Origin of the sequence: Streptomyces sp. NPDC059994, assembly GCF_042737755.1 — a bacterium.
Classification (GTDB): Bacteria; Actinomycetota; Actinomycetes; order Streptomycetales; family Streptomycetaceae; genus Streptomyces.
This window is the reverse complement of record NZ_JBHWUR010000119.1, coordinates 1-21,863: the sequence shown is the minus strand read 5'-3', so window position 1 is coordinate 21,863 and position 21,863 is coordinate 1. Positions and strand designations below refer to the sequence as shown.

Sequence of the window (21,863 nt, the reverse complement as noted above, 5' to 3'; positions counted from 1 at the left end):
TGCAACCCGCCTGCAACCCCTGCACCCCGCTTCGGGGCTCCGCCCCGGACCCCGCATGCGGTGGGTGTGGGTGGGTGGGGAGGCTCCCGGGGCTTCGCCCTCGGCCCCCGTTGTGGGGGCTTCGCCCCCTGGCCCCAGCGGGCTCCGCCGTTGTGGGGGCTTCGCCCCCTGGCCCCCAGCGGGGCTCCGCCCCGCTCCCCCTACACCGGCAACCTCCTGAAAATCGGGCGCGGCACGTGCCTCAGCGCCGACATCACCACCCTCAGCGTTCCCGGGACCCACACCACCTCCGACCGTCTTCTCAGGCCCGTCTCGATGGCCTCCGCCACCGCCTCCGGTGTCGTGGCCAGGGGGGCCTCCGGGAGGCCCAGGGTCATCTTGGTGCGGACGAAGCCGGGGCGGACCACCATCACGTGGACGCCCGAGCCGTGGAGGGCGTCGCCCAGGCCCTGGGCGAAGGCGTCCAGGCCCGCCTTGCTGGAGCCGTAGATGAAGTTGGCGCGGCGGGCGCGTTCGCCCGCCACCGAGGAGAGGACCACCAGGGAGCCGTGGCCCTGGGTCTCCAGGGCCTTCGCGCAGATCAGGGACGCCGAGACCGCGCCCGTGTAGTTGGTCTGGGCGACCCGGACCGCCGCCAGGGGCGCACCCTCGTCCCGTACCTGGTCGCCCAGGATCCCGAACGCCAGCAGGACCATGTCGATGTCGCCCTGGGCGAAGACCTTGCCCAGGGCCGTCTCGTGCGACGCCGCGTCCAGCGCGTCGAAGGTGAGGGTGTGCACGTCCGCACCCAGTTCGCGCAGCTCCGCCGCGGCAGCGTCCAGCGCGGGGGACGGGCGGCCGGCCAGCCAGACCGTACGGGTGCGGCGGGCCACCAGTCGGCGCGCCGTGGCCAGGCCGATCTCGGACGTGCCGCCCAGGACCAGCAGGGACTGGGGGGTGCCGAATGCGTCCTTCATCTCGTAACTCCTCAGTGATGGGGGCTCGTCAGAGGTTGAGGCGGCGGGAGAGGTCTGAGGTGAAGACCCCTTCGGGGTCCAGGGCGCGGCGCAGGGTGCGGAAATCGGGGAGTCGGGGATACATGCCCTCCAGCAACTCCGGGCGCACCCTCGCGTCCTTCGCCAGGTAGACGCGCCCGCCCGCGCCCGCCACCTCCTCGTCCAGCTCGTCCAGGAAGCCGCCCAGGCCCGGCAGGCCCGCCGGGATGTCCAGGGCCAGGGTCCAGCCGGGGAGCGGGAAGGAGAGCCATCCGGGGTCTGCCTCGCCGAAGCGTTTGAGGACCGCCAGGAAGGACGGGCAGCCCCGGCGTGCGATCCGGCGCACCACGCGGCGCAGCGCCTCCTCCTGGCCGTGGCCGACCACGAACTGGTACTGGACGAAGCCGCCCCTGCCGTAGATCCGGTTCCAGTGCGGCACGCCGTCCAGGGGGTGGAAGAACTTGGGGATCGGTTGGAGTTCGGCGGTGCGGAGTTTTGGCGATGTGCGGTACCAGAGTTCGTTGAACGCCGATACCGATGTCCGGGTGAGGAGGCGCTCGGGGAGGTGGCGCGGCATGGGGGGCAGGTGGGGCGCGTTGAAGCGCAGAGGGGTGCGGCGGGCGCGCGGGGGCAGCGCGTCCAGCGGGGCGTGGTCGCCCCTCGTCAGGACCGCGCGGCCCGTTCTGGCGCCCCGGGCCAGCAGGTCGATCCACGCCACCGAGTAGCGGTAGCGGTGGTCCGTCGCCGACAGCCGCGCCATCAAGTCGTCCAGATCCGCCGCGCGTTCCGTGTCCACCGACATCAACGACGTCTGTACGGAGTGGAGTTGGAGCTCGGCCGAGAGGATCACCCCGGTCAGGCCCATGCCGCCCGCCGTCGCCTGGAAGAGCTCGTCGGTGGGCCTCAGTGTGCGGACCTCGCCGTCCGCCGTCAGCAGGTCGAGCGCGCGCACATGGCGCGAGAAGGCGCCCGAGCCGTGGTGGTTCTTGCCGTGGATGTCCGCGCCGATCGCGCCGCCGACCGTGACGTACCGCGTCCCGGGCGTCACCGGCACGAACCAGCCCAGCGGCAGCAGGACTTCCATCAGGCGGTGCAGGCTGACGCCCGCCTCGCAGACCACCACGCCCGCCTCGGCGTCGATCGTGCGGATGCGGTCGAGGCCGGTCATGTCCAGGACGGCGCCGCCCGCGTTCTGCGCGGCGTCGCCGTACGCCCGGCCCAGGCCCCGCGCGATGGACCCGCGCGCCCCGCTCGCGAGGACGGCGGCCACCGCCTCCTCGTACGTACGCGGGCGGATGAGCCGGGCGGCGGCCGTCGGGGCGGTGCGGCCCCAGCCGGTCACGGGGGTCGGGGGAGTGGCGGCAGGCATGGGAGCGACCGTAGCGGTGGTTCTGTTCACTGTGCGGTGATATGCCCCATTCGTTGTGATACTCACCGAAATGGGTGATTGAGTGAGTGTCAAGCGGCATTGACGCGCATCTGGCGTCGCCGCCGGGGAGAGTCGCGTACGGCTGACGGCCGATCGGCGGGACTGTCTCACGGAACTGGGGTGACAGATGCGGTACTCCGACGCGGACCACCGGCTGCTGTCGGCGCTGCGCGACTGCGGGGCGCAGCCGCGAGTGGCCGCCGTCGCCCGCGCGTTCTCGCTCGCCGGGGAGCACGGGGCGGTATGGCTGGCGGGCGGGGCGCTCGCCGCCGCCGTCGACCGGGAGCGGCGCCGGGGCTGGCTGCGCGGGGCGGCCCTGGTCGGTGCCGCGCATCTGGCCAGTATGGGAGTGAAGCGGGTGGTGCGGCGGCCCCGGCCGCGACTGGCCGCCCGGGAGCCGCTGGTGCGCACCGCCGGGCGGCACTCGTTCCCCAGCTCGCACGCCACCTCGGCGGCCGCGGCGGCCGTCGCGTACGGCGCACTGCGGCCCGCCGGGGCGCGGCTCGTGCCGCCGCTCGCGGCCGCGATGTGCGTGTCCCGCCTGGTGGCCGGCGTCCACTACCCCTCGGACGTGCTGGTCGGAGCCCTCCTCGGCGGGGCCACGGCCCGGCTGGGGGCGGGGTGGATGGGCCGCCCGCGAGCCCTGGTCCGCCCGCACCCTCCAGCGAGTCCCGCGCTCCGTCCCGCCCCCCTCGGAGCCCCCTCATGACCCGCCCCGGGCTCGCCGTCCTCGAAGAGCGGGTGGCCCGGCATCCGGGGCGGCGTCTGCTCGGGCTGCCCGGCGGCGTCCTCAGGACCGCGCGGCCCCGGCAGTGGATCAAGAACGTGCTCGTCGCCGCCGCGCCCGCCGCCGCCGGGCAGCTGGACTCGCGCCACACCCTGGGCCAACTCGCCCTGGTGTTCGTGCTGTTCACGGCCGCCGCCTCCGCCGTGTACCTCGTCAACGACGCGCGCGACGCCGCCGCCGACCGCGCACATCCGCAGAAGTGCCACCGGCCGGTGGCCACCGGGCAGGTGCCGGTGCCGGTCGCGTACGCCGTCGGGGCGCTGCTCGCGCTGCTCGCCCCGATCGGCGCGGCCCTCACCTGCAACGCCATGACGGCGACCCTGCTCACCGGGTACGTGGTGATGCAGCTCGCCTACTGCGTCAAGCTCAAGCACGTCCTCGTCGTCGACCTCGTCGTGGTCACCGCCGGGTTCCTGATGCGGGCCATGATCGGCGGGGTCGCGCTCGCCATCCCGCTCTCGCGCTGGTTCCTGATCACCGCCGGGTTCGGCGCGCTGTTCATGGTCGCGGCCAAGCGGTACTCCGAAGCCGTCCAGATGGAGGGGCGCGGCGGCGCGACCCGCGCGCTCCTCGACGCGTACACCACCGGCTATCTGCGGTTCGTCTGGCAGCTCGCGGCCGGCGTCGCGGTCCTCGCGTACTGCATGTGGGCGCTGGAGAGCGGCGGCATGGCGGGCGGCTCGCTGCTGCCGTGGCGGCAGTTGTCGATGGTCCCGTTCATCGGCGGGATCCTGCGGTACGCCGTGTTCGCCGACCGGGGGAGCGCGGGCGCCCCCGAGGACGTGGTCCTGCACGACCGGGCCCTGGTGGTCATCGGTCTGGTGTGGGTCGCGCTGTACGGGCTGGCGGTGGCCGACCTGTGACGGGCCTGCGCCGGCGCGTGCGCCGGGCCGAGCTCGTCGGGTTCGCGCTGGCCGGGATCTGCGCGTACGCCGTCGATCTCGGCCTCTTCGTCTGGCTGCGGTCGGGCCTGGCGTGGGACCCGGTCACCGCCAAGTGCCTCTCCTTCGTGGCGGGGTGCACCGTCGCGTACCTCGGCAACGCCTTCGGTACGTACCGGGGCAGCCGGGCCGGGGGCCGCGAGTACGCCGTGTTCTTCGCGGTGAACCTCGCGGGCGCGCTGGTGCAGCTGCTCTGTCTGGCCGTCACGCACTACGGCCTCGGCTTCACTTCGCCGCGCGCCGACACGCTCTCCGGGGCCGTGGTCGGGATGGCGCTCGCCACCTGCCTGCGCTTTTGGGGGACACGGATGCTTGTCTTCAGGGTGAAGGAGGGTACTCGGACGTCATGGACTGGCTGAAGAATCTTCCCGTCGTCGGGCCGTGGGTGGTCCGGCTGATGCGGACGCACGCCTGGCGTTCGTACGAGAGGCTCGCCCGGGTGCGCTGGTCCCGGCTCGCCGCCGCGATCACCTTCATCAGCTTCCTCGCGCTGTTCCCGCTGCTCACCATGAGCGCGGCGATCGCCGCCGCCGTGCTGACCCCGGGCCGCGTCGAGAAGCTCCAGAAGAACCTCTCCGAGCAGGTCCCCGGCATCTCCGACCAGCTCGACCTCCAGGACCTGACCCGTAACGCGGGCACGATCGGGGTCGTCGCCGGGGCGCTGCTGCTGTTCACCGGCATCGGCTGGATCGGCCAGATGCGCGGCTGTCTGCGGGCGGTGTGGGACCGGGACGACGACGAGGACGAGAACCCGTTCCTGCGCGTGCTCAAGGACGGCGGGGTGCTGGTCGGCCTCGGCGGTGCGGGGCTCGCCTCGTTCGTCGCGTCCTCGATCGGCTCGACGGCCGTCGGCTGGACCGCCGACCAGCTGGGCATCGACGAGAACGGCGTCGGCCGGGTGTTCCTGCGGATCGTGGCGATCGCGGTGGCGGCCGCCGCCGACTTCCTGGTCCTGATGTACGTACTGACCCTGCTGCCCGGGGTCTCCCCGCCGCGCCGCCATCTGGTGACCGCCGGGATCATCGGCGCGGTGGGGTTCGAGCTGCTGAAGCTGCTGCTCGGCGGCTATATGCAGCATGTCGCCGCCAAGAGCATGTACGGGGCGTTCGGGGTGCCCATCGCGCTGCTGCTGTGGATCAACTTCACCGCGAAGCTGCTGCTGTTCTGCGCCGCCTGGACGGCCACCCCGGCCAAAGCCGACGACCCCGAGCTCACCGCTTCCGGCGCACCAGCTCCGGCAGGGGCCAGCGACGATTGAGCAGATACACCCCGGCGGCGACGACCAGGAGCGCGCCGCCCGCGATGGCGAGCGCGGTGCCGATGCCACCGGCGCCGGGCCCCTTGCGTGCGGTGACCGCGGCCTTGGCGGTGTCGCGGGCGGTGCCGTCCGCCGAGGGCCGCGAGCCCTGCGGGGCGCCGGTCGGGACCGCCGACTTGGGCGCGACCAGCTCGCCCACCGGGGTGACCTTGCCGACCGCCGCGAAGCCCCAGTCAAGCAGGCGGGCTGCCTCCTTGTAGACGGCCTGGCCCTCGGAGGAGTCCGGGTTCATCACCGTGACGAGCAGCACCCGGCCGTTGCGCTCGGCGACGCCGGTGAAGGTCGCGCCCGCGTTGGTGGTGTTGCCGTTCTTGACGCCCGCGATGCCCTTGTACGGGGTGAGGCCGTTGTCACCGGTGAGCAGCCGGTTGGTGTTCTGGATCTCGAAGTAGTCCCGCTCGTTGTTCTTGGCCTCGGCGCCGGGGAACTTGGCGGAGGCGGTCGAGCAGTACTCGCGGAAGTCCTTCTTCTGCAGGCCCGAGCGGGCGAACAGGGTGAGGTCGTACGCGCTGGAGACCTGCCCGGGTGCGTCGTAGCCGTCCGGCGAGACCACGTGGGTGTCGAGCGCCTGGAGGTCGTCGGCGTGCTCCTGCATGTTCTGGACGGTCTTGGGCACGCCGCCGTTCATCGCCGACAGCACGTGCACGGCGTCGTTGCCGGAGCGCAGGAAGACGCCGAGCCACAGGTCGTGCACGGTGTACGACTGGTTCTCCTTGACCCCGACCAGGCTGCTGCCCTCGCCGACGCCGTCGAGGTCGGCCGGGGTGACCGTGTGCACATCGGTCTTGGGGAACTTGGGCAGCACGGTGTCCGCGAAGAGCATCTTCAGCGTGGAGGCGGGGGGCAGCCGCCAGTGCGCGTTGTGCGAGGCGAGCACCTGGCCGTTCTCCGCGTCCGCGACGAGCCACGAACGGCCCGTCAGCTCCATCGGCAGCACCGGCGCCCCCGGGCCGAGCTTCACCTGGGTGCCGGGCTGTCCGAGCAGCGCGCCGCCGACCTTCGACATGACGGCCGGCGGCGGGTCGGGGTCCTTGCGGGTCTTCCCCGCCCTGCCGGGGTCGGTCGGCTTGCCCGGTTGGCCCTGGGCGCCCGGTCTGTCCTCGTTCGGCAGTGCCGACGCGGGCGCGGAGGCGAGCGCGGGCAGCAGCGCGGCGAGGGCGACCGCCAGTGCGATTTTCGCGGGCTTCTTCACAGCAGACACGCACGAGAAATTACAGGTCCGGGGCGCCGATCCGAACACCGGAGGGGTGACCCGCCGGGAGCCGCCACCCGCCCGGCTGCGCCCGCTTCGCCCCGGTGATACTGATTCCATGAAGCTCAGCAACCGCGTCTCCTGGTTCCTGCTCGCGTTCGGAGCGTGGAGCTGGATCATCTGGATCACTTTCGTCAAGAACCTGTGGAAGGACGGCAGCGGGCTGGCCTTCGACGACGCGGGCGACCCGACGGCGTACTTCTGGGTGCACCTCACCCTCGCCGTCGTGTCCTTTCTCCTGGGGACGGGTGTCGGCCTCATCGGGTTCCGTTCCGTACGCCACCTGCGCGCCGAAGCCGCCGGTTCCCGGGTCACGGACCGCTAACGACTAGGGGCGATCCCCTTGTCACGCGCGGCTAACGAGTAGCTGTGTAGTGAAGATTTCCTCTTCCGAATGTGAAACCCGTGTGATTGGGTGATCGCCATCACAGGTGTGGCCCGGGGGGTCGGGCGCGCCTGAAGGGGTGGGCGTTCCGAGGAGAGCACGGCGATGCGGTCGATCCGTATGCGGGTTCTGGCGATATGCGCAGTTGTGGTGGTCGCCGGTGTGGGGGGATGGCAACTGCTGCCGTCCGATGGACAGAAGGACGACCCGATCACGGTCGGGACGACGGACGCGATCACGTCCCTGGACCCGGCCGGCGCCTATGACGCCGGTTCCTGGGCGCTCTACAGCAACGTCTACCAGACGCTGCTCACCTTCAAGCCGGGCTCGGCGGTGCCGGTGCCGGACGCGGCCCGCGGCTGCAAGTTCATCGGGCTGAAGCTGACGACGTATCAGTGCGAGCTGCGCGACGGGCTGGAGTTCTCGTCGGGGCGCAAGATCACCGCCGCCGACGTCAAGTTCTCCTTCGACCGGGTGCTGAAGATCAACAGCGATGTGGGCCCGGCCCCGCTGCTCTCCTCCCTCGGCTCGGTCCAGGCCGACGGTGACACCGTCACCTTCAACCTGAAGACCAAGGACGCGACCTTCCCGTCCAAGCTCGCGACCGGCGCCGGGTCGATCGTCGACAGCGGCGCGTACCCGGAGAAGTCGCTGCGCAAGGGCAACGGCGTGGTCGGCTCGGGCCCGTACCTGCTCAAGTCGTACAAGCAGGGCCAGAGCGCGTCCCTGGAGCCGAACCCCGACTACCGGGGCGCGGTCACCAAGAAGGGCCTGCCCGTCGAGGTCCGCTACTTCGCCGAGTCCGACCAGCTCAACGAGGCGTGGACGGCCAAGCAGGTCGAGGTGGCGCACCGCCAGATGCCGCCCAAGGTGCTCGCCAAGCTGTCGCCCGGCGACCCGGCCATCCGCATCAGCGAGACGCCCGGCGCCGAGACCCGCAACCTGAACATCAACGTCCGCCCCGGCCACCCGCTGGCCAAGACCAAGGTCCGCCAGGCGCTGGCGGCGCTGATCGACCGGCCCGCGCTGGCCGCCGGCGTCTACGACGGCACGGTCGAGCCGCTGTTCTCGCTGATCCCGCAGGGCTTCACCGGCCACAGCACGGCCTTCTTCGACGCCTACCCCAAGGTGGACGTGGGCAAGGCGAAGGGGCTCCTGAAGGCGGCGGACGTGCACGCTCCGGTGAAGTTCACGCTCGCGTACCGCAAGCTCGGTCCCAACGGCGCCGAGGCCGAGCTGCTCAAGAAGCAGCTGGAGAAGGGCGGCCTGTTCGAGGTCGACCTGCTCGCCGAGTCCGACTGGACCAAGATGCAGAAGAACTACGCGGCCGGGGTGTACGACGCGTACACGGCGGGCTGGGTCGCGGACTTCCCGGACCCGGACAACTTCAGCCAGCCGCTCGTCGGCACCGGGAACAGCCTGCACACCGGGTACTCGGACAAGGGCGTCGACGAGATCATCCAGCGCACCCAGCAGTACAGCGACCGGGGCCGCACCGCCGACGACTTCAAGGCGCTCCAGGACAAGGTCGCCGAGGACGTGCCGCTGATCCCGCTGTGGCAGGGCAAGGACTACGTGGTGAGCAGCCGCAGTGTCGGCGGCCTCCAGTACCTGTCGGACGGCACCGGCGTGTGGCGGCTGTGGGAGCTGGGCTGGATCTGAGCGGGGCGCTTCGCGGGACGCGGATGTCCGGCTGCGGGCCGCCTCGGGCCGGCCGCTCCCCCCAGTTCTCGGCTTCGCTCGAACAGAGGCCCCCATCGCGGCGGAGCCGCACATGTCACGGCCCCGCGCCCCTCAGGGGCGCTTCCGGGCCGTCACCGTCTGGGCCATGCCCGGCAGGAAGTCCGTGAACAGCTCGTGCACCTCGTGGACGAGCGGGCGCAGCACCCGGAAGCGGGCGAGCGCCACGCCGCGCGTGGTGAGCTTGGCGCCGCGCGCGGCCAGCCGGTAGCTGCGCTCGCGGCCCTCGGAGCGGTCGAACACCCAGTACAGGACCAGGCCCATCTGGGAGAGCCACATCAACTCGGGCAGCACGTCCACGAGTTCGGCCGGAACCTTGGTCTTCGTCCCCGCCAGCACCTCGCGGTGCACGTCGATGGCCGCCTCGCGGGCGTGCTCGGACTCCGGCGAGAAGGGGCTGAGCGGGCTGTCCGGGTCGGCCGCGTTCTTGAAGAACTGCGCGGCGAACTCGTGGTACGGGGCCGCGATGTCGAGCCAGGCGCTGAGCACCCCGGCGAGGCGCGCCTCCAGATCCGTCTCGCGGTCGAGCACGTCCCGGACGGCCGCCTGGTGCTCGGCGGCGATCCGGTCGTAGAACCCCTGGATCAGATGCTCTTTGCCGGCGAAGTAGTAGTACGCGTTGCCGACCGAGACCCCGGCCTCCTTGGCGATGGCCCGCATCGTCGTCCTGTCGTAACCGAGCTCCTGGAACAGCCGCATGGCGGTCTCCAGGATCAGGGTGCGGGTCTGCTCGCCCTTGGCGGGGCTCTGCTCGCTCCTGGCAAGCCCGGACTCGCTCCTGGCGAGCTCGGACTCGCTCCTGGCGAGCTCGGACTCGCTCCGGGGGAGCTCGGACTCTGCGGGCACGCGCGCGTTCTCTGCTGGCACGGCACGAGCCTAATCGGCCACGGAGCAGCCGCTGCCGCAGGTTGCCGGTCCGGTGTACGCCCAGCCCCCGCGCGGGTCGTACCGCCAGCCGTCCTCGCGGAGGTAGGCGCCGCCGCCCGCGCCCGCCACCCGGCGGTCGCGGTGGGACTCGCGGTAGCGGGAGGCGGCGATCACCGCGCCGCGCGCGAACCGCGCCCCGGCCGGGGTGCTGAAGCGGTGGGCCATGGGCCGGTACTCGCGCAGCGCCCACAGACAGACCACCCAGGCGGCCGGGCCCCGGTAGACCTGTCCGGCGTCGGCGACGACGGTGATCTCCTCGAAGGTGGCCGCGTGGTCGAGGCGGGGGAAGCGGCGGCGGGCCCCGGCGGACCCGGCGGGCACCAGGTCGAGCGGGACCAGCTGACGCTGCTTCATCAGCCAGCCGCGCAGGAAGGCACAGAGCGGGCAGCCGGCGTCGTACAGGACGGTGAGCCGGCGGACCGGGGCGCGCCCGGCGCCCCGGTCGGCGGTGGTGGCGGTGACCATCGGGCTCAGGCCCCGGCGGCCGGCGCGGCCCACGGGCCCTGGTTCCCGGTGAAGCCCTGCGGCGGCACCGGCGGGTTCTGCTCCCGCTCCATCAGGCCCCGGCGGCGGAACCTGTTGAGCGCGTACACATTGCCCAGGTGCATCACGCCGAGCACCAGCAGCACCACGCCGAGCTTCTTCGACAGCGCCTCGAAGACCTGCCGGGCGTTGTCGATGCCGCCGTCGTCCTGGAGGTAGAGGGCGACGAAGCCCAGGTTCACCAGGTAGAAGCCGACCACCAGAAGGCGGTTGACCGCGTCGGCGAGCTTCTCGTCGCCGAGGACGTCCGCGAGGAAGACCCGGCCGTTGCGGCTGAGCGTGCGCGCCACCCAGACCGTCAGCGCGACACCGACCAGCAGGTAGATGACGTATGCGACGACTGTGAGGTCCATTTTCCCACCCCTTCTCGGAGCCTTCCTGAACGCGTTCAAGAAGCTGTTGTCTGGAGAGTAGACCTCGTTTTGAACATGTTCAAGCCGGGGTGGAGGAGAGTACGGGGGCGTCCTTCGCGGGGCGGCCGAAGTGGCGCACCCCCGGCACCGCCGCCGTCGCCAGACAGGCCCCGCCCACCACGAGCGCGGCTGCCAGCAGCGGCACTTCGGGTCCCCAGGCGTCGGCGGCGAGCGGGGCCAGCGCGTAGCCGACGGGGACCGCGGCCAGGGAGAGCAGCCAGTCGTAGGAGGTGACGCGGGCCAGGGCGTGGGTGGGGATGGCCGACTGCACCGCGGTCTCCCAGACCGGGGAGAGGAAGCCGAGCCCGAGCTGGGCGATGCCGTACCCGGCGATGGCGACCGGCGCCGGGGCGGAGAGCGCGAGCAGGACGAGCGGCAGGGCGTAGGTGGCCAGGCCCAGATTGGCCGTCAGGATGGGCCGCTTCGGCCGGGCGCGCCCGGCGATCAGCGAGCCGAGCAGCAGGCCCACCGCGCCCGTCTGCATGAACGCCAGCCAGAACGTCTTGCCGTCGAACTCCTTGAAGGCGATGGCCGGTCCGAGCGTCATCAGGACGGCGGCGGCGCCGTTCCAGGCGGAGTGGGCGAACAGGCTGGTCCAGTACCAGTCCCGCGAGCGCACCTCGCTCCAGCCCTCCTTGAGGTCGGCGGTGAGCGAGCGCCGGACCAGCGGCACGTGCCGCACCCGGATCGCGCTCAGCAGGGCCGCGCTCACCGCGAAGGAGGCGGCGTCGAGCACGAAGGCCCAGCCGGGTCCGGCGGTCAGGATGAGCACGGTCGCGAGCGCCGGGCCGCCCAGCCGGGTCGCGCTGTTGACCACGCCCATCAGGGCGTTGGCGCGCCGCCGGTTCTCCTCCTCGACCGTGCCGGTGATCAGCGGGGCCATCGCGGGCATCGCGAAGGCGGAGGCGGAGCCGCCGATCGCCTCGGCGAGCGCGATCTGCCACAGCCGGGGGTCCCCGCCGAGCAGTTCGGCGCCCACGAAGAGCTGGGTGGCGCAGCGGACGAGATCGGTGGTGAGCGCGACCGTACGGGCGTTGAAGCGGTCGCCCATGACGCCGCCGAAGGGCAGGAGCAGCAGCTTGGGGACCATCGAGCAGCCGAGCACGATCGCGAGGTCGGTGGTGGAGTCGGTCGCGATGTAGACGGCGAGGGCGAGCGCGACCGGGATCATGGCGTCGCCGATCATGGACAGGCAGCGGCCGATGAAGAGCAGCCGGAACGCGCGCGTGCGCAGGGGATGGGGCAGTGGTGGCATGCCGAGAAATATATTTCGGCACCGAATAATTCGTCAACGAAATATCTGGTGCCGAAGGAGCGGGCCGGGTGACCGCGTACGTACGATCAGGTCATGGAGCGCGCAGACGGGGCCGAGGGGCAGCGGGACTGGACCGACGGGCACGTGGAGCAGTGGCTGCCGGTGCTGCCGGGGCTCGACCCGGCCGTCGAGGGCGCGGTGACGCGGATGAAGAAGCTCTCCGTCCATCTCCAGCGCGTACGGGAGCAGTCCCTGGTCGACTTCGCGCTCGACCGGCCGGAGTTCGACACGCTGCACAAGCTGGCGGGGCGGGGTGGCACGGCGACGCCGTCGCAGCTCGCCGCGGATCTGGATCTGGCGCCCGCGTCCGTCACGGGGCGGCTTGACGCGCTGGAGCGGCGGGGATTCGTTCGGCGTACGCCCTCGACGACGGACCGGCGGCGGGTCCACGTCGAGTTGACCGAGTCCGGTCGGGCGAGCTGGACGGGCGCGATGGACATGCTGGGGGACGAGGAGTCCCGGGTGCTCGGTGCGTTGTCGCGCGGTGAGCTGGAGCAGCTCAATGCCATGTTGCGGCGGATCATGGTCGTCGCCGAAGGGCGCTGAGCTTCGGCTGCGGGCCGGTGCGGGCCGGTCGCTCCCCCAGGTTCTCGGCTTCGCTCGAACAACTCGAACAAGGGGGAACCCCCATCGCGGCGGAGCCGCACAAGGTCACAGCCCCGCGCCTCCGTAGGGCACCCGGTACCGCAGCCCCGGCCCGGACACGCGAAAGGCCCCGCCTCCCGAGTCGGGAAGGGGGCCCTCGGACGCGTACTGCTCAGGGAATCAGAAACGGCGCGTGATCAGCGCGCGCTTGACTTCCTGGATCGCCTTGGTGACCTCGATGCCACGCGGGCAGGCGTCCGTGCAGTTGAACGTGGTGCGGCAGCGCCACACACCGTCCTTGTCGTTGAGGATCTCCAGGCGCTGCTCGCCGGCCTCGTCACGCGAGTCGAAGATGAAGCGGTGCGCGTTGACGATCGCCGCCGGGCCGAAGTACTGGCCGTCGTTCCAGAACACCGGGCACGACGACGTGCACGCGGCGCACAGGATGCACTTGGTGGTGTCGTCGAAGCGCTCGCGGTCCTCGGCGGACTGCAGACGCTCGCGCGTCGGCTCGTTGCCCTTCGTGATGAGGAAGGGCATCACGTCGCGGTACGCCTGGAAGAACGGGTCCATGTCCACGACCAGGTCCTTCAGGACCGTCAGGCCCTTGATGGCCTCGACCGTGATCGGCTTCTCCGGGCTCAGGTCCTTGATCAGCGTCTTGCAGGCAAGCCTGTTCTTGCCGTTGATCCGCATGGCGTCCGAACCGCAGATGCCGTGCGCGCACGAGCGCCGGAAGGTCAGCGAGCCGTCGAGGTCCCACTTGATCTTGTGGAGACCGTCGAGCACGCGCTCCTTCGGGTCGATCTCGACCTGGAAGTCCTGCCAGCTGGCCTCGTCCGAGATCTCCGGGTTGAACCGGCGGATCCGGAAGGTGACCGTGATGTACGGGGAGTCGGCGAAGCCCGCCTCCGCCTTGTCCAGAGTGGGGGTGGCCATCAGTACTTACGCTCCATCGGCTGGTAGCGGGTCTGGACGACGGGCTTGTAGTCGAGTCGGATCGAGTCCTTGCCGCCGTCCGCGACCTCGCGGTACGCCATGGTGTGGCGCATGAAGTTGACGTCGTCGCGGTTGGGGTAGTCCTCGCGGTAGTGACCGCCGCGGGACTCCTTGCGCGCCAGGGCCGAGACGGCCATGACCTCGGCCAGGTCGAGCAGGTTGCCCAGCTCGATGGCCTCCAGGAGGTCGGTGTTGAACCGCTTGCCCTTGTCCTGGACCGAGACGTTCGTGTAGCGCTCGCGGAGCTCCGCGATCTTCTCCACGGCCGTCTTGATCGTCTGCTCGGTGCGGAAGACCATGACGTTGGCGTCCATGGTCTCCTGGAGCTCCTTGCGGATCACCGCGACCCGCTCGGTGCCGGTCGACGACAGCAGGCGCTTGACCTGCGTCTCCACCAGCTCCGCCGGGTTCTCCGGGAGCTCGACGTAGTCGGCCTTCGCCGAGTACTCCGCCGCCGCGATGCCCGCGCGCTTGCCGAACACGTTGATGTCCAGGAGCGAGTTGGTGCCCAGGCGGTTGGCGCCGTGCACCGAGACGCAGGCGACCTCGCCGGCCGCGTACAGACCCGGCACGACCGTGGTGTTGTCCGCGAGGACCTCACCCTGGACGTTGGTCGGGATGCCGCCCATGGCGTAGTGCGCGGTGGGCTGGATCGGGATCGGGTCCGTGTACGGCTCGATGCCCAGGTACGTACGCGCGAACTCGGTGATGTCCGGGAGCTTGGCGTCCAGCTGCTCCGGCGGGAGGTGCGTGAGGTCGAGGTAGACGTGGTCGCCCTCGGGACCGCAGCCGCGGCCCTCACGGATCTCCGTGTAGATGGAGCGCGAGACGACGTCACGGGACGCGAGGTCCTTCATGACCGGCGCGTACTTCTCCATGAAGCGCTCGCCGTCCTTGTTGCGGAGGATGCCGCCCTCACCGCGGGCGCCCTCCGTCAGCAGGATGCCCATGCGCCAGATGCCCGTCGGGTGGAACTGGAAGAACTCCATGTCCTCCAGCGGCAGGCCCCGGCGGTAGCAGGCGGCCTGGCCGTCACCGGTCAGGGTGTGCGCGTTGGAGGTCACCTTGAAGAACTTGCCGGTGCCGCCGGACGCGTAGATCACGGACTTCGCCTGGAAGACGTGGATCTCGCCGGTCGCGAGCTCGTACGCCACCACACCGGCGGACGTGCGGACGCCGTCGACCTCGGTGATGAGCTGGTCGAGCACGTAGAACTCGTTGAAGAACTCCACGCCCTCCTTGACGCAGTTCTGGTACAGCGTCTGGAGGATCATGTGGCCGGTGCGGTCCGCGGCGTAGCAGGACCGGCGGACCGGGGCCTCGCCGTGGTTGCGCGAGTGGCCGCCGAAGCGGCGCTGGTCGATGGTGCCGTCCGGGGTGCGGTTGAACGGCAGGCCCATCTTCTCCAGGTCGAGGACCGCGTCGATGGCCTCCTTCGCCAGGATCTCGGCGGCGTCCTGGTCGACCAGGTAGTCACCGCCCTTGACCGTGTCGAAGGTGTGCCACTCCCAGTTGTCCTCCTCCACGTTGGCGAGCGCGGCGGCCATGCCGCCCTGCGCCGCGCCCGTGTGGGAGCGGGTGGGGTAGAGCTTCGTCAGCACCGCGGTGCGGCTGCGCTTCGTCGACTCGATGGCCGCGCGCATACCGGCGCCACCGGCGCCGACGATGACGGTGTCGTACTTGTGGATCTTCATCAGAGAATTCCTCAGTCCCTCAGCCCGTGGCCTAGCGGATGTTCGGGTCGAAGGTGAAGATCACCAGCGTGCCCAGCAGGACGGTGAACACCGTGGCGGTGTAGAGCAGCATCTTCAGCCAGAAGCGGGTGTTGTCCCGCTGCGCGTAGTCGTTGATGACCGTGCGCAGGCCGTTGGCGCCGTGCAGCATCGCCAGCCACAGCATGGCCAGGTCCCAGACCTGCCAGAACGGGTTGGCCCAGCGGCCCGCCACGAAGGCGAAGCCGATCTTGGAGACACCGCCGTCGAGCACCAGCTGGATGCACAGGTGGGTGACGACGAGGACGACCAGGACGACGCCGGACAGCCGCATGAACAGCCAGCCGTACAGCTCGAAGTTCGTACGGGTCGACTTCGGCGTCTTCTTGGTCCGCATGCGCGGGGCCTCGATGAGCGGCGCGGGGTTGTCGGCGTCGTACAGGCCCTTGGCCTCGACCTCGCCGATCGCGGAAGTGGTTTCGGCAGACATGTCAGTCCTCAGCTCCCGATCAGTTCACGGGTGGCGTGGCCGAGCACCGGGTACAGCGCGCCGACCATCAGAAGGAGCCAGATGATCACGACGGACCACAGCATCTGCTTCTGGTAGCGGGGGCCCTTGGCCCAGAAGTCCACCGCGATGATGCGGAGACCGTTGAGCGCGTGGAAGAGGATGGCGGCGACGAGGCCGTACTCCAGAAGAGCCACGATGGGCGTCTTGTAGGTAGCGACGACCTTGTCGTAGTCCTCGGGGGAGACACGCACGAGAGCGGTGTCGAGGACATGGACGAACAGGAAGAAGAAAATGAGGACACCGGTGACTCGATGAGCCACCCACGACCACATACCTTCCCGGCCGCGGTACAGCGTTCCAGCCGGCACGGAAAAACCCTCCGGGAGCGGGGACTAGGGCCGGCCGGCTTGACTGTCGGTCTGACCCGGCCGGGTACGGTCCACCGGCCCCGGTCATCGTAGCGACGAGATGTCGGTTCGTTCGCGCGGGGTCCTCAGGTGTGATCAAACAGGCAATCAATCTGCCACGGACGGGCTAGGGACGGGCCCGGACGGGTCGTCACGGGGCCGGTGGTGGGGGCGGGTTCAGCGGGGCGCGCCCGCCGTGTCCGGTTCCGGGTGGTTGGTCATGAGATGGGCGAGCCGGGTACGGGCGAGTCGGCGCAGCTCGTCGGCGGCGATGGCCCGCTCCTCGTCCTGCTCGTTGGTCATCCGCACCCGGATGCCCCCGAGCATCTCGTTCAGGTGTTCGGTGGGTCGCCGCCCCTCCAGGCAGATCACGAAGGCGTGCCCGAACCGGCTCTCGTGGGCGGCGTGCGCGGCCCGCAGCGCGGTGTGGGCCGCCTGCGGGGCCGTGCGGTCGAGCCCCGGCGAGCGCTCGTGGGCCAGCGCCTCGGTGAGGTCGTCGTGGGAGAGGTCGTAGCTCGCCTCGTCGGCCGCCGCGAGCAGCGCGTCCAGATCCGGGTAGGGGCGGTGGGCGGCCACCCGCAGGGCCCAGCGGCGGCTGGCGCAGCAGGCGAGCAGTACGGCTTCGGCGGCGGCCCCGGGGGCGCGGTTGAACCGCGTCAGACCGTCCTCGGCCGGCTCGTACGGGCCCGGGATGACCGGGTTGGCGTGGGTCTGGCCCGGTATGGCCGGGCGGCCCGGGGAGCGGGGAGTGTGATGAAGTGGCGGCGGTCGCTTCCGGGGGCCGGCGTGGGATTCGCCGGACAGCGTGGGCTCCTGGAACGAACGACGAACGGCGGCCGGCGACGGCTTCGTGCGTGCGTCGGCGGAGAGACAGCAGAGAGGCGGGAGGTGAAGAAGAGGTGGGAGTGCCGCCACGCTATCGAGGCACGATGGAGGGTGCCCGACGGTTGCGCGAATTTCACCCGGACGTGAGGGGTGAGGTGCGCATGGTGGACGCCTCCCGGGTTCCTCGCCTCGCCTTCGCCGTGGTTGTTCCCGTATGGGAGGATTCTGAGTGATGTCGCAGTCCAGGAGTGCCAGCGGCGCCGACGGCGCCCGTGGTGAGCGGACGGCCCGGATGAGCCGGGGCGCCCTGGTGGCCCGCGTCGCCCTCGCGGCCGTGGCCGCCCTCGTGCTCACCGTGCTGGTCTGGCCCGAGGACGACACCCACGGCGGCCACGGCGGCCGCCTCGATCCCAAGCCCGGCGACTCCTCCTCGCCCGCCCAGATCTACCCGCTCTCCTCGCCGCCCCGCACGATCCCCGCCGTACGGCAGCACGAGCCCGCCCGCGGCCCCGGCTTCCGGCCCGTCGCCGCCACCCGCGTCGTCGTCCCCACCGGCAGCGAGGCGCTCTCGGACGAGGCCCAGCTGCTCGCGCAGGAGCTCGACAAGGAGTACGTGCAGGGCGCGGCGCCCAGGCCCGGGGACATCGAGCTGGCCCTGAACCCGAAGGCCGGGGCCACCCCCGAGTCGTACACCCTGACCGCCCGCGAGCGCACCGTGCGGATCACCGGCCCCGACGAGGCCGGGGTCTTCTACGGCACCCGCACCCTCAAGCAGGCGCTGCGCGACGGCGGGGTGATGCCCGAGGGCGTCGTCGAGGACTGGCCCGACCGCCCGCAGCGCGGCCTCAACCTGGACATCGCGCGCAAGCCGTTCACGGCGGGCTGGATCGAGGCCCGGCTGCGCGAGATGGCCGACCTCAAGCTGAACCAGCTCGGCCTGCACTTCTCCGACGACCAGGGCTTCCGGATCGAGTCCGCCTCGCACCCCGAGGTCGTCTCGCGCGACCACCTCAGCAAGCGCGAGGTCGAGCGGATCGTGGCGCTCGCCCGGCGGCTGCACATCGAGGTGGTCCCCGAGATCGACTCGCCGGGCCACCTGGGCGCCGTGATCAAGGCCCACCCCGCCCTCGGGCTGCGCAGCGCCACGGGCCGGACGGTCCAGGGCGCCGTCGACATAGCGAACCCGGACGCGGCGCGGATCGTCGACGACCTGCTGCGCGAGTACGCGGACCTGTTCCCCGGCGCCTACTGGCACCTCGGCGGCGACGAGTACCTCGCCCTGACCGCCAAGGACCCGGAGGCCACCTATCCGGGCCTGGCCGCCGCCGCACGCGCCAAGTACGGCGCCAAGGGCGACATAGCGGACCTGGCGACCGGCTGGCTCAACGACCGGGCCACGGCGCTGCGCCCGTACGGCAAGAAGTTCAAGGCCTGGAACGACGGCTACTTCAAGGGCACCTCCGTCGCCCCCGACCCGGCCCGCGAGGTCGAGTACTGGACCGGCAAGGAGCTCGGCGCCCGCCCGCCGGAGGAGTACCTGGCCGAGGGCCGCAAGACGGTCAACCTCAACGACGAGTACCTGTACTACGTCCTGGGCGAGCCCAACGCCTTCAAGTACCCCACCGGCCGGCGCATCTACCAGGAGTGGACGCCGCTGGTGCTGCGCGGCACCAGGCCCGTCGCCAACCGCTACTCCGACCAGGTGCTCGGCGCCCGGTTCGCCGTCTGGTGCGACTACGCCGACGCCCAGACCCAGGACCAGGTGGCCCGGGGCATCCGGATGCCGCTGCGCGCCACCGCCCAGAAGCTGTGGGACCCGCGCACTCCGGGCCTGGAGTGGGAGGAGTTCAAGGAGCTCGCCGACAAGCTGGGGTGAGCTCCCGGGCTCCGCTGTGACACTTGCGGCCGCCCGCGCGCAGAACAGACCATGGGCAGGGGTGGGGACCAGCGCCGTGGCCGGATCCGGAGCGACGACGCGGAGCTCGGGGCGGCCGTCGCACGCGCCCAGGAGGGGGACGAGCGGGCCTTCGCGGTGGTCTACCGGCTGGTTCAGCCGGGGCTGCTCGCCCAGCTGCGGGCCCTGGTCGCCGCCGAGGCCGAGGACGTGGCGTCCGACGCGTGGCTGGAGATAGCCCGTGACCTGGCCCGGTTCCGGGGCGACGGGGCGGGCTTCCGGGGCTGGACCGCGACCATCGCGCGCCACCGCGCCCTGGACCATCTGCGCCGCCAGAAGCGAAGACCGCGCACGGTCGGGCTCGACGAGGAGGCGCTGGAGGTGCCGGGCGGCCAGGACGCCGCCGAGGCGGCCCTGGAGTCCCTCTCGACCCGCTGGGCGCTCCAGCTGATCGCCACCCTGCCGCGCGAACAGGCCGCGGCGGTGCTGCTGCGGGTGGTGGCCGGGCTCGACGGCGCGGCGGCCGGGCGGGTCCTCGGCAAGCGCCCCGGGTCGGTGCGCACCTCGGCGCACCGGGGGCTGCGGCGGCTCGCCCAGGGGCTCGGGCCGGAGGCGGACCGGCCGTGACGGCGGCGGCGCCCGGGGACGCGGGGCGTCCCAACCGGCGGCGGGCGCGGGGGAGTCGGCGCGGAAGGACGGCCGGGGCCGCCACCCCCCACAGGAGAGGCCCCGGCCGTCTTCCGTCGGGGCCGTGTGGCGACCCCGTACTCCTCTCAGCGCCATGGCTGCGTTTTCTGTCACACCGCGCTGTGTCAGTGAATTGTTGCGGGTTGTACAAGTAATGGACTTAACCGCCGCCCAGGCCGTAGCGTGCTCCTTCGCGCCGGTCGGCGCGGCAGCGATGACCGGGCTGCGACATCAGGGCAGGGTGCAGGGAGTGCAGGGGGAAGACGCGGAGCTGACCGCCGCGATACTCGCGGCACAGGGCGGCGACGAGAGTGCGTTCCGTGCGGTGTACCGCGCGGTGCACCCACGGCTGCTCGGGTACACCCGCACGCTCGTGGGCGAGAGTGACGCGGAGGACGTGACGTCCGAGGCGTGGCTGCAGATCGCCCGGGACATCGAGCGCTTCAGCGGCGACGCGGACCGGTTCCGCGGCTGGGCCGCCACCATCGCCCGCAACCGGGCCCTCGACCACATCCGGATGCGCGGCCGTCGTCCCGCCGTGGGCGGCGACGAGACCGAGCTGACCGGCCGCGCCGCCGACTCGGACACCGCGGGCGAGGCGATGGAATCCCTCGCGACCGGACGTACGATGGCGCTCATCGCGCAGCTCCCGCAGGACCAGGCCGAGGCCGTGGTGCTGCGGGTGGTGGTCGGGCTCGACGCCAAGAGCGCGGCCCAGACCCTGGGCAAGCGGCCCGGCGCGGTGCGGACGGCCGCCCACCGCGGCCTCAAGCGGCTGGCCGAACTGCTGGGGACGGAGAACGCCCCGGCGGATCTCGGCGGTGTGCCGCCGCAACGGAACCGGTCGTGCGGTGTGACGCAATCGGGCGCGCCGACGCAGAAGGACATGTGATGGCCGACGAGCGCCACGAATGGCTGGACGAGGACGCCGCAGAGCGTTTGCTGCGCGGCGAAAGCGTCGTTCCCGCCGACGACCGCGCCCGCGAGCAGGCCGAACGGCTCTCCGCCGTGCTGCGCGCGATGGCCGGTCCTGACGTACGGCAGGACATGGGCACCTCCGCCGCCCCTGCCGCCCCTGCCGCCCGTGAACTGCCGGGCGAGGCCGCCGCGCTGGCCGCGTTCCGCAGCGCCCGTGCCGAGGCCGGCTCCCCTTCCGAAGTCCGGGCCGACAACGTCGTACGGGTAGGGCGCGAGCCCCGCGGCACCCGTGCCCCCCGACGGCTGCGGCCGGTCCGTTTCGGCCTGGCCGCGGCGCTTGCCGGGTGCGCCCTGGGCGGCGTCGCCATGGCCGCCGGGACCGGTGTGCTGCCCGGGCTCGGCACCGCCGACCCCGAGCCGGTGTCGTCCGTGTCGGCCGCCGCGACCCCGGGGCCGATCGCCTCGGACTCGCCGTCGGCGCGCACCGGCGCCCCCGTCGCCCCGCAGTCGCCCACGCCGGGCCGCACTCCGTCGGGGGAGGGCAGTACTCCAGGCGCCGCCACGCCGGGCTCCGCCGAGCCCCGGAAGGCGACGCCCGACCCCGCGGCCACGACCGAGGGCCCGAAGGGCGACTGGGCTTCCAGAAAGGTCGAGTACTGCCGGGACTTCCGGTCGGGACGCCTCGATCAGACGCGCCGGCAGCGGCTGGAAATCGCCGCTCTGGGCGCCGCGAGAGTGAAGCAGTTCTGCGACAACGTGATGGCGGAGGCGGACCGGGGAGGCAAGGGCGGCTCCGGCGGCAAGGGCGACTCGGGCGGCAAGGGCGGCAAGGGCGGCTCCGGCGACGACAAGGGGGACGGCCATGGCGGGCACGGCGGCAGCTCGGGCGGCCGTGACGGCTCGGTCCTGAAGCTGCCCTCCGTGAGCTGGTCGACGCCGCCCGTGAGCGGCTCACCTGCGCTCCCGGGGCTGCCGGGCGTCCCGGGCGCCGGTGACGCCGAGCAGAGCGGCCCGACCCTGCCGCCCGCCGTTCCGGTGGTCCCGCCGGCCTCCCGCGCGGTCCCGGCGCAGCACCCGCCCACCCTGCCCGGCGCGGCCGGAATGGGGGCCGACCAGCGGCTCGCACACCGGCTCGACCGTCTGGTGTGACACTTTTCGGCCCGCCGACGCAGTAGGAAGTGAGCCGACTGGTCATCGGCGGCGCACAGAGCCGGGGTTCCCCCCGTACCCAAGGCTCGGCGCGAACGGCGCGGGCGGGGCCCGGTCCCCCCGGGCCCCCCGCGCCCACTCTCCGGCGGCCG

At 71.9% G+C, this 21,863-nt stretch carries 23 protein-coding genes; 11 read left to right on the top strand and 12 right to left on the bottom strand.

Annotated elements, in window-relative coordinates:
• Window positions 1–200: 200 nt before the first annotated feature.
• On the bottom strand, window positions 201–956 hold the full coding sequence (locus ACFWA7_RS34695) for a decaprenylphospho-beta-D-erythro-pentofuranosid-2-ulose 2-reductase (RefSeq protein ID WP_385544972.1): 756 nt from the start codon (window positions 954–956) through the stop codon (window positions 201–203).
• 28 nt (window positions 957–984) lie between these two features.
• Entirely contained in the window at window positions 985–2,343 is a 1,359-nt protein-coding gene (locus tag ACFWA7_RS34690) for an FAD-binding protein (protein WP_385827023.1), read from the bottom strand.
• A gap of 187 nt (window positions 2,344–2,530) precedes the next feature.
• Here ACFWA7_RS34690 and ACFWA7_RS34685 point away from each other — a divergent pair, with 187 nt between their 5' ends.
• Genes ACFWA7_RS34685 through ACFWA7_RS34670 form a run of 4 tightly spaced genes read left to right on the top strand, consistent with a single transcriptional unit; the run spans window position 2,531 to window position 5,389 of the window.
• Window positions 2,531–3,112, top strand: a complete 582-nt coding sequence (locus ACFWA7_RS34685) for a phosphatase PAP2 family protein (protein ID WP_385827021.1) — start codon at window positions 2,531–2,533, stop codon at window positions 3,110–3,112.
• Complete coding sequence (locus ACFWA7_RS34680; protein WP_385544980.1) at window positions 3,109–4,053, top strand: decaprenyl-phosphate phosphoribosyltransferase; 945 nt, start codon at window positions 3,109–3,111, stop codon at window positions 4,051–4,053. The genes ACFWA7_RS34685 and ACFWA7_RS34680 overlap by 4 nt, the downstream gene beginning before the upstream one ends.
• Window positions 4,050–4,490 carry a GtrA family protein gene (locus ACFWA7_RS34675; RefSeq protein ID WP_385544982.1) on the top strand — a complete coding sequence of 147 codons (441 nt, stop codon included), beginning with the start codon at window positions 4,050–4,052 and terminating at the stop codon, window positions 4,488–4,490. Before ACFWA7_RS34680 ends, ACFWA7_RS34675 begins: the two co-directional genes overlap by 4 nt.
• Window positions 4,478–5,389, top strand: coding sequence for a YihY/virulence factor BrkB family protein (locus ACFWA7_RS34670; RefSeq protein ID WP_385544985.1), 912 nt, complete (start codon window positions 4,478–4,480; stop codon window positions 5,387–5,389). Before ACFWA7_RS34675 ends, ACFWA7_RS34670 begins: the two co-directional genes overlap by 13 nt.
• Here ACFWA7_RS34670 and ACFWA7_RS34665 read toward each other — a convergent pair.
• Complete coding sequence (locus tag ACFWA7_RS34665) at window positions 5,343–6,650, bottom strand: D-alanyl-D-alanine carboxypeptidase family protein (RefSeq protein WP_385544988.1); 1,308 nt, start codon at window positions 6,648–6,650, stop codon at window positions 5,343–5,345. The two genes, ACFWA7_RS34670 and ACFWA7_RS34665, sit on opposite strands and share 47 nt — an antisense overlap.
• A gap of 109 nt (window positions 6,651–6,759) precedes the next feature.
• On the opposite strand from ACFWA7_RS34665, the gene ACFWA7_RS34660 reads away from it, so the two are divergent.
• Complete coding sequence (locus ACFWA7_RS34660) at window positions 6,760–7,026, top strand: SCO4848 family membrane protein (RefSeq protein WP_385544991.1); 267 nt, start codon at window positions 6,760–6,762, stop codon at window positions 7,024–7,026.
• Between the two features lie 165 nt (window positions 7,027–7,191).
• Entirely contained in the window at window positions 7,192–8,748 is a 1,557-nt protein-coding gene (locus tag ACFWA7_RS34655; RefSeq protein WP_385544993.1) for an ABC transporter substrate-binding protein, read from the top strand.
• Between the two features lie 132 nt (window positions 8,749–8,880).
• Here the strand turns inward: ACFWA7_RS34655 and ACFWA7_RS34650 are convergent, their stop codons facing one another.
• The 4 genes from ACFWA7_RS34650 to ACFWA7_RS34635 all read right to left on the bottom strand — a co-directional run bounded on the left by ACFWA7_RS34650 (window position 8,881) and on the right by ACFWA7_RS34635 (window position 11,964).
• A complete protein-coding gene (locus tag ACFWA7_RS34650) occupies window positions 8,881–9,543 on the bottom strand; it encodes a TetR/AcrR family transcriptional regulator (protein WP_385827028.1) in 663 nt (220 codons plus the stop codon).
• Between the two features lie 159 nt (window positions 9,544–9,702).
• Window positions 9,703–10,218, bottom strand: a complete 516-nt coding sequence (locus tag ACFWA7_RS34645; RefSeq protein ID WP_385827026.1) for a thiol-disulfide oxidoreductase DCC family protein — start codon at window positions 10,216–10,218, stop codon at window positions 9,703–9,705.
• 5 nt (window positions 10,219–10,223) lie between these two features.
• Complete coding sequence (locus tag ACFWA7_RS34640; RefSeq protein ID WP_385544996.1) at window positions 10,224–10,649, bottom strand: hypothetical protein; 426 nt, start codon at window positions 10,647–10,649, stop codon at window positions 10,224–10,226.
• Between the two features lie 79 nt (window positions 10,650–10,728).
• The gene (locus ACFWA7_RS34635) at window positions 10,729–11,964 is read right to left on the bottom strand and encodes an MFS transporter (RefSeq protein WP_385544998.1); all 1,236 of its coding nucleotides are present in this window, start codon (window positions 11,962–11,964) and stop codon (window positions 10,729–10,731) included.
• Window positions 11,965–12,057: 93 nt separating this feature from the next.
• Here ACFWA7_RS34635 and ACFWA7_RS34630 point away from each other — a divergent pair, with 93 nt between their 5' ends.
• Window positions 12,058–12,570, top strand: a complete 513-nt coding sequence (locus ACFWA7_RS34630) for a MarR family winged helix-turn-helix transcriptional regulator (RefSeq protein WP_385545000.1) — start codon at window positions 12,058–12,060, stop codon at window positions 12,568–12,570.
• A gap of 219 nt (window positions 12,571–12,789) precedes the next feature.
• Here ACFWA7_RS34630 and ACFWA7_RS34625 read toward each other — a convergent pair whose 3' ends face one another.
• The 5 genes from ACFWA7_RS34625 to ACFWA7_RS34605 form a co-directional block, all read right to left on the bottom strand.
• A complete protein-coding gene (locus tag ACFWA7_RS34625) occupies window positions 12,790–13,548 on the bottom strand; it encodes a succinate dehydrogenase iron-sulfur subunit (RefSeq protein WP_385545002.1) in 759 nt (252 codons plus the stop codon).
• Window positions 13,548–15,302 (bottom strand): succinate dehydrogenase flavoprotein subunit, encoded by a 1,755-nt coding sequence (gene sdhA / locus ACFWA7_RS34620; protein ID WP_385545004.1) that lies wholly within the window; start codon window positions 15,300–15,302, stop codon window positions 13,548–13,550. The genes ACFWA7_RS34625 and sdhA overlap by 1 nt, the downstream gene beginning before the upstream one ends.
• A gap of 31 nt (window positions 15,303–15,333) precedes the next feature.
• Window positions 15,334–15,810 carry a succinate dehydrogenase hydrophobic membrane anchor subunit gene (locus tag ACFWA7_RS34615; protein ID WP_385545006.1) on the bottom strand — a complete coding sequence of 159 codons (477 nt, stop codon included), beginning with the start codon at window positions 15,808–15,810 and terminating at the stop codon, window positions 15,334–15,336.
• 8 nt (window positions 15,811–15,818) lie between these two features.
• Window positions 15,819–16,199: a succinate dehydrogenase, cytochrome b556 subunit gene (gene sdhC, locus ACFWA7_RS34610; protein WP_385545009.1), complete on the bottom strand. Its 381-nt coding sequence runs from the start codon at window positions 16,197–16,199 to the stop codon at window positions 15,819–15,821.
• Between the two features lie 216 nt (window positions 16,200–16,415).
• Window positions 16,416–17,153: a 2-oxo-4-hydroxy-4-carboxy-5-ureidoimidazoline decarboxylase gene (locus ACFWA7_RS34605; protein ID WP_385827019.1), complete on the bottom strand. Its 738-nt coding sequence runs from the start codon at window positions 17,151–17,153 to the stop codon at window positions 16,416–16,418.
• Between the two features lie 202 nt (window positions 17,154–17,355).
• Between ACFWA7_RS34605 and ACFWA7_RS34600 the strand changes: the two genes are divergently transcribed.
• The 4 genes from ACFWA7_RS34600 to ACFWA7_RS34585 all read left to right on the top strand — a co-directional run bounded on the left by ACFWA7_RS34600 (window position 17,356) and on the right by ACFWA7_RS34585 (window position 21,711).
• On the top strand, window positions 17,356–18,939 hold the full coding sequence (locus tag ACFWA7_RS34600; RefSeq protein WP_385545015.1) for a family 20 glycosylhydrolase: 1,584 nt from the start codon (window positions 17,356–17,358) through the stop codon (window positions 18,937–18,939).
• A 51-nt stretch (window positions 18,940–18,990) separates the two neighbouring features.
• On the top strand, window positions 18,991–19,584 hold the full coding sequence (locus ACFWA7_RS34595) for an RNA polymerase sigma factor (protein WP_385545018.1): 594 nt from the start codon (window positions 18,991–18,993) through the stop codon (window positions 19,582–19,584).
• 310 nt (window positions 19,585–19,894) lie between these two features.
• Window positions 19,895–20,536, top strand: a complete 642-nt coding sequence (locus ACFWA7_RS34590) for an RNA polymerase sigma factor (protein ID WP_385827017.1) — start codon at window positions 19,895–19,897, stop codon at window positions 20,534–20,536.
• Window positions 20,536–21,711 (top strand): hypothetical protein, encoded by a 1,176-nt coding sequence (locus ACFWA7_RS34585; RefSeq protein WP_385827015.1) that lies wholly within the window; start codon window positions 20,536–20,538, stop codon window positions 21,709–21,711. The genes ACFWA7_RS34590 and ACFWA7_RS34585 overlap by 1 nt, the downstream gene beginning before the upstream one ends.
• Window positions 21,712–21,863: the final 152 nt, after the last annotated feature.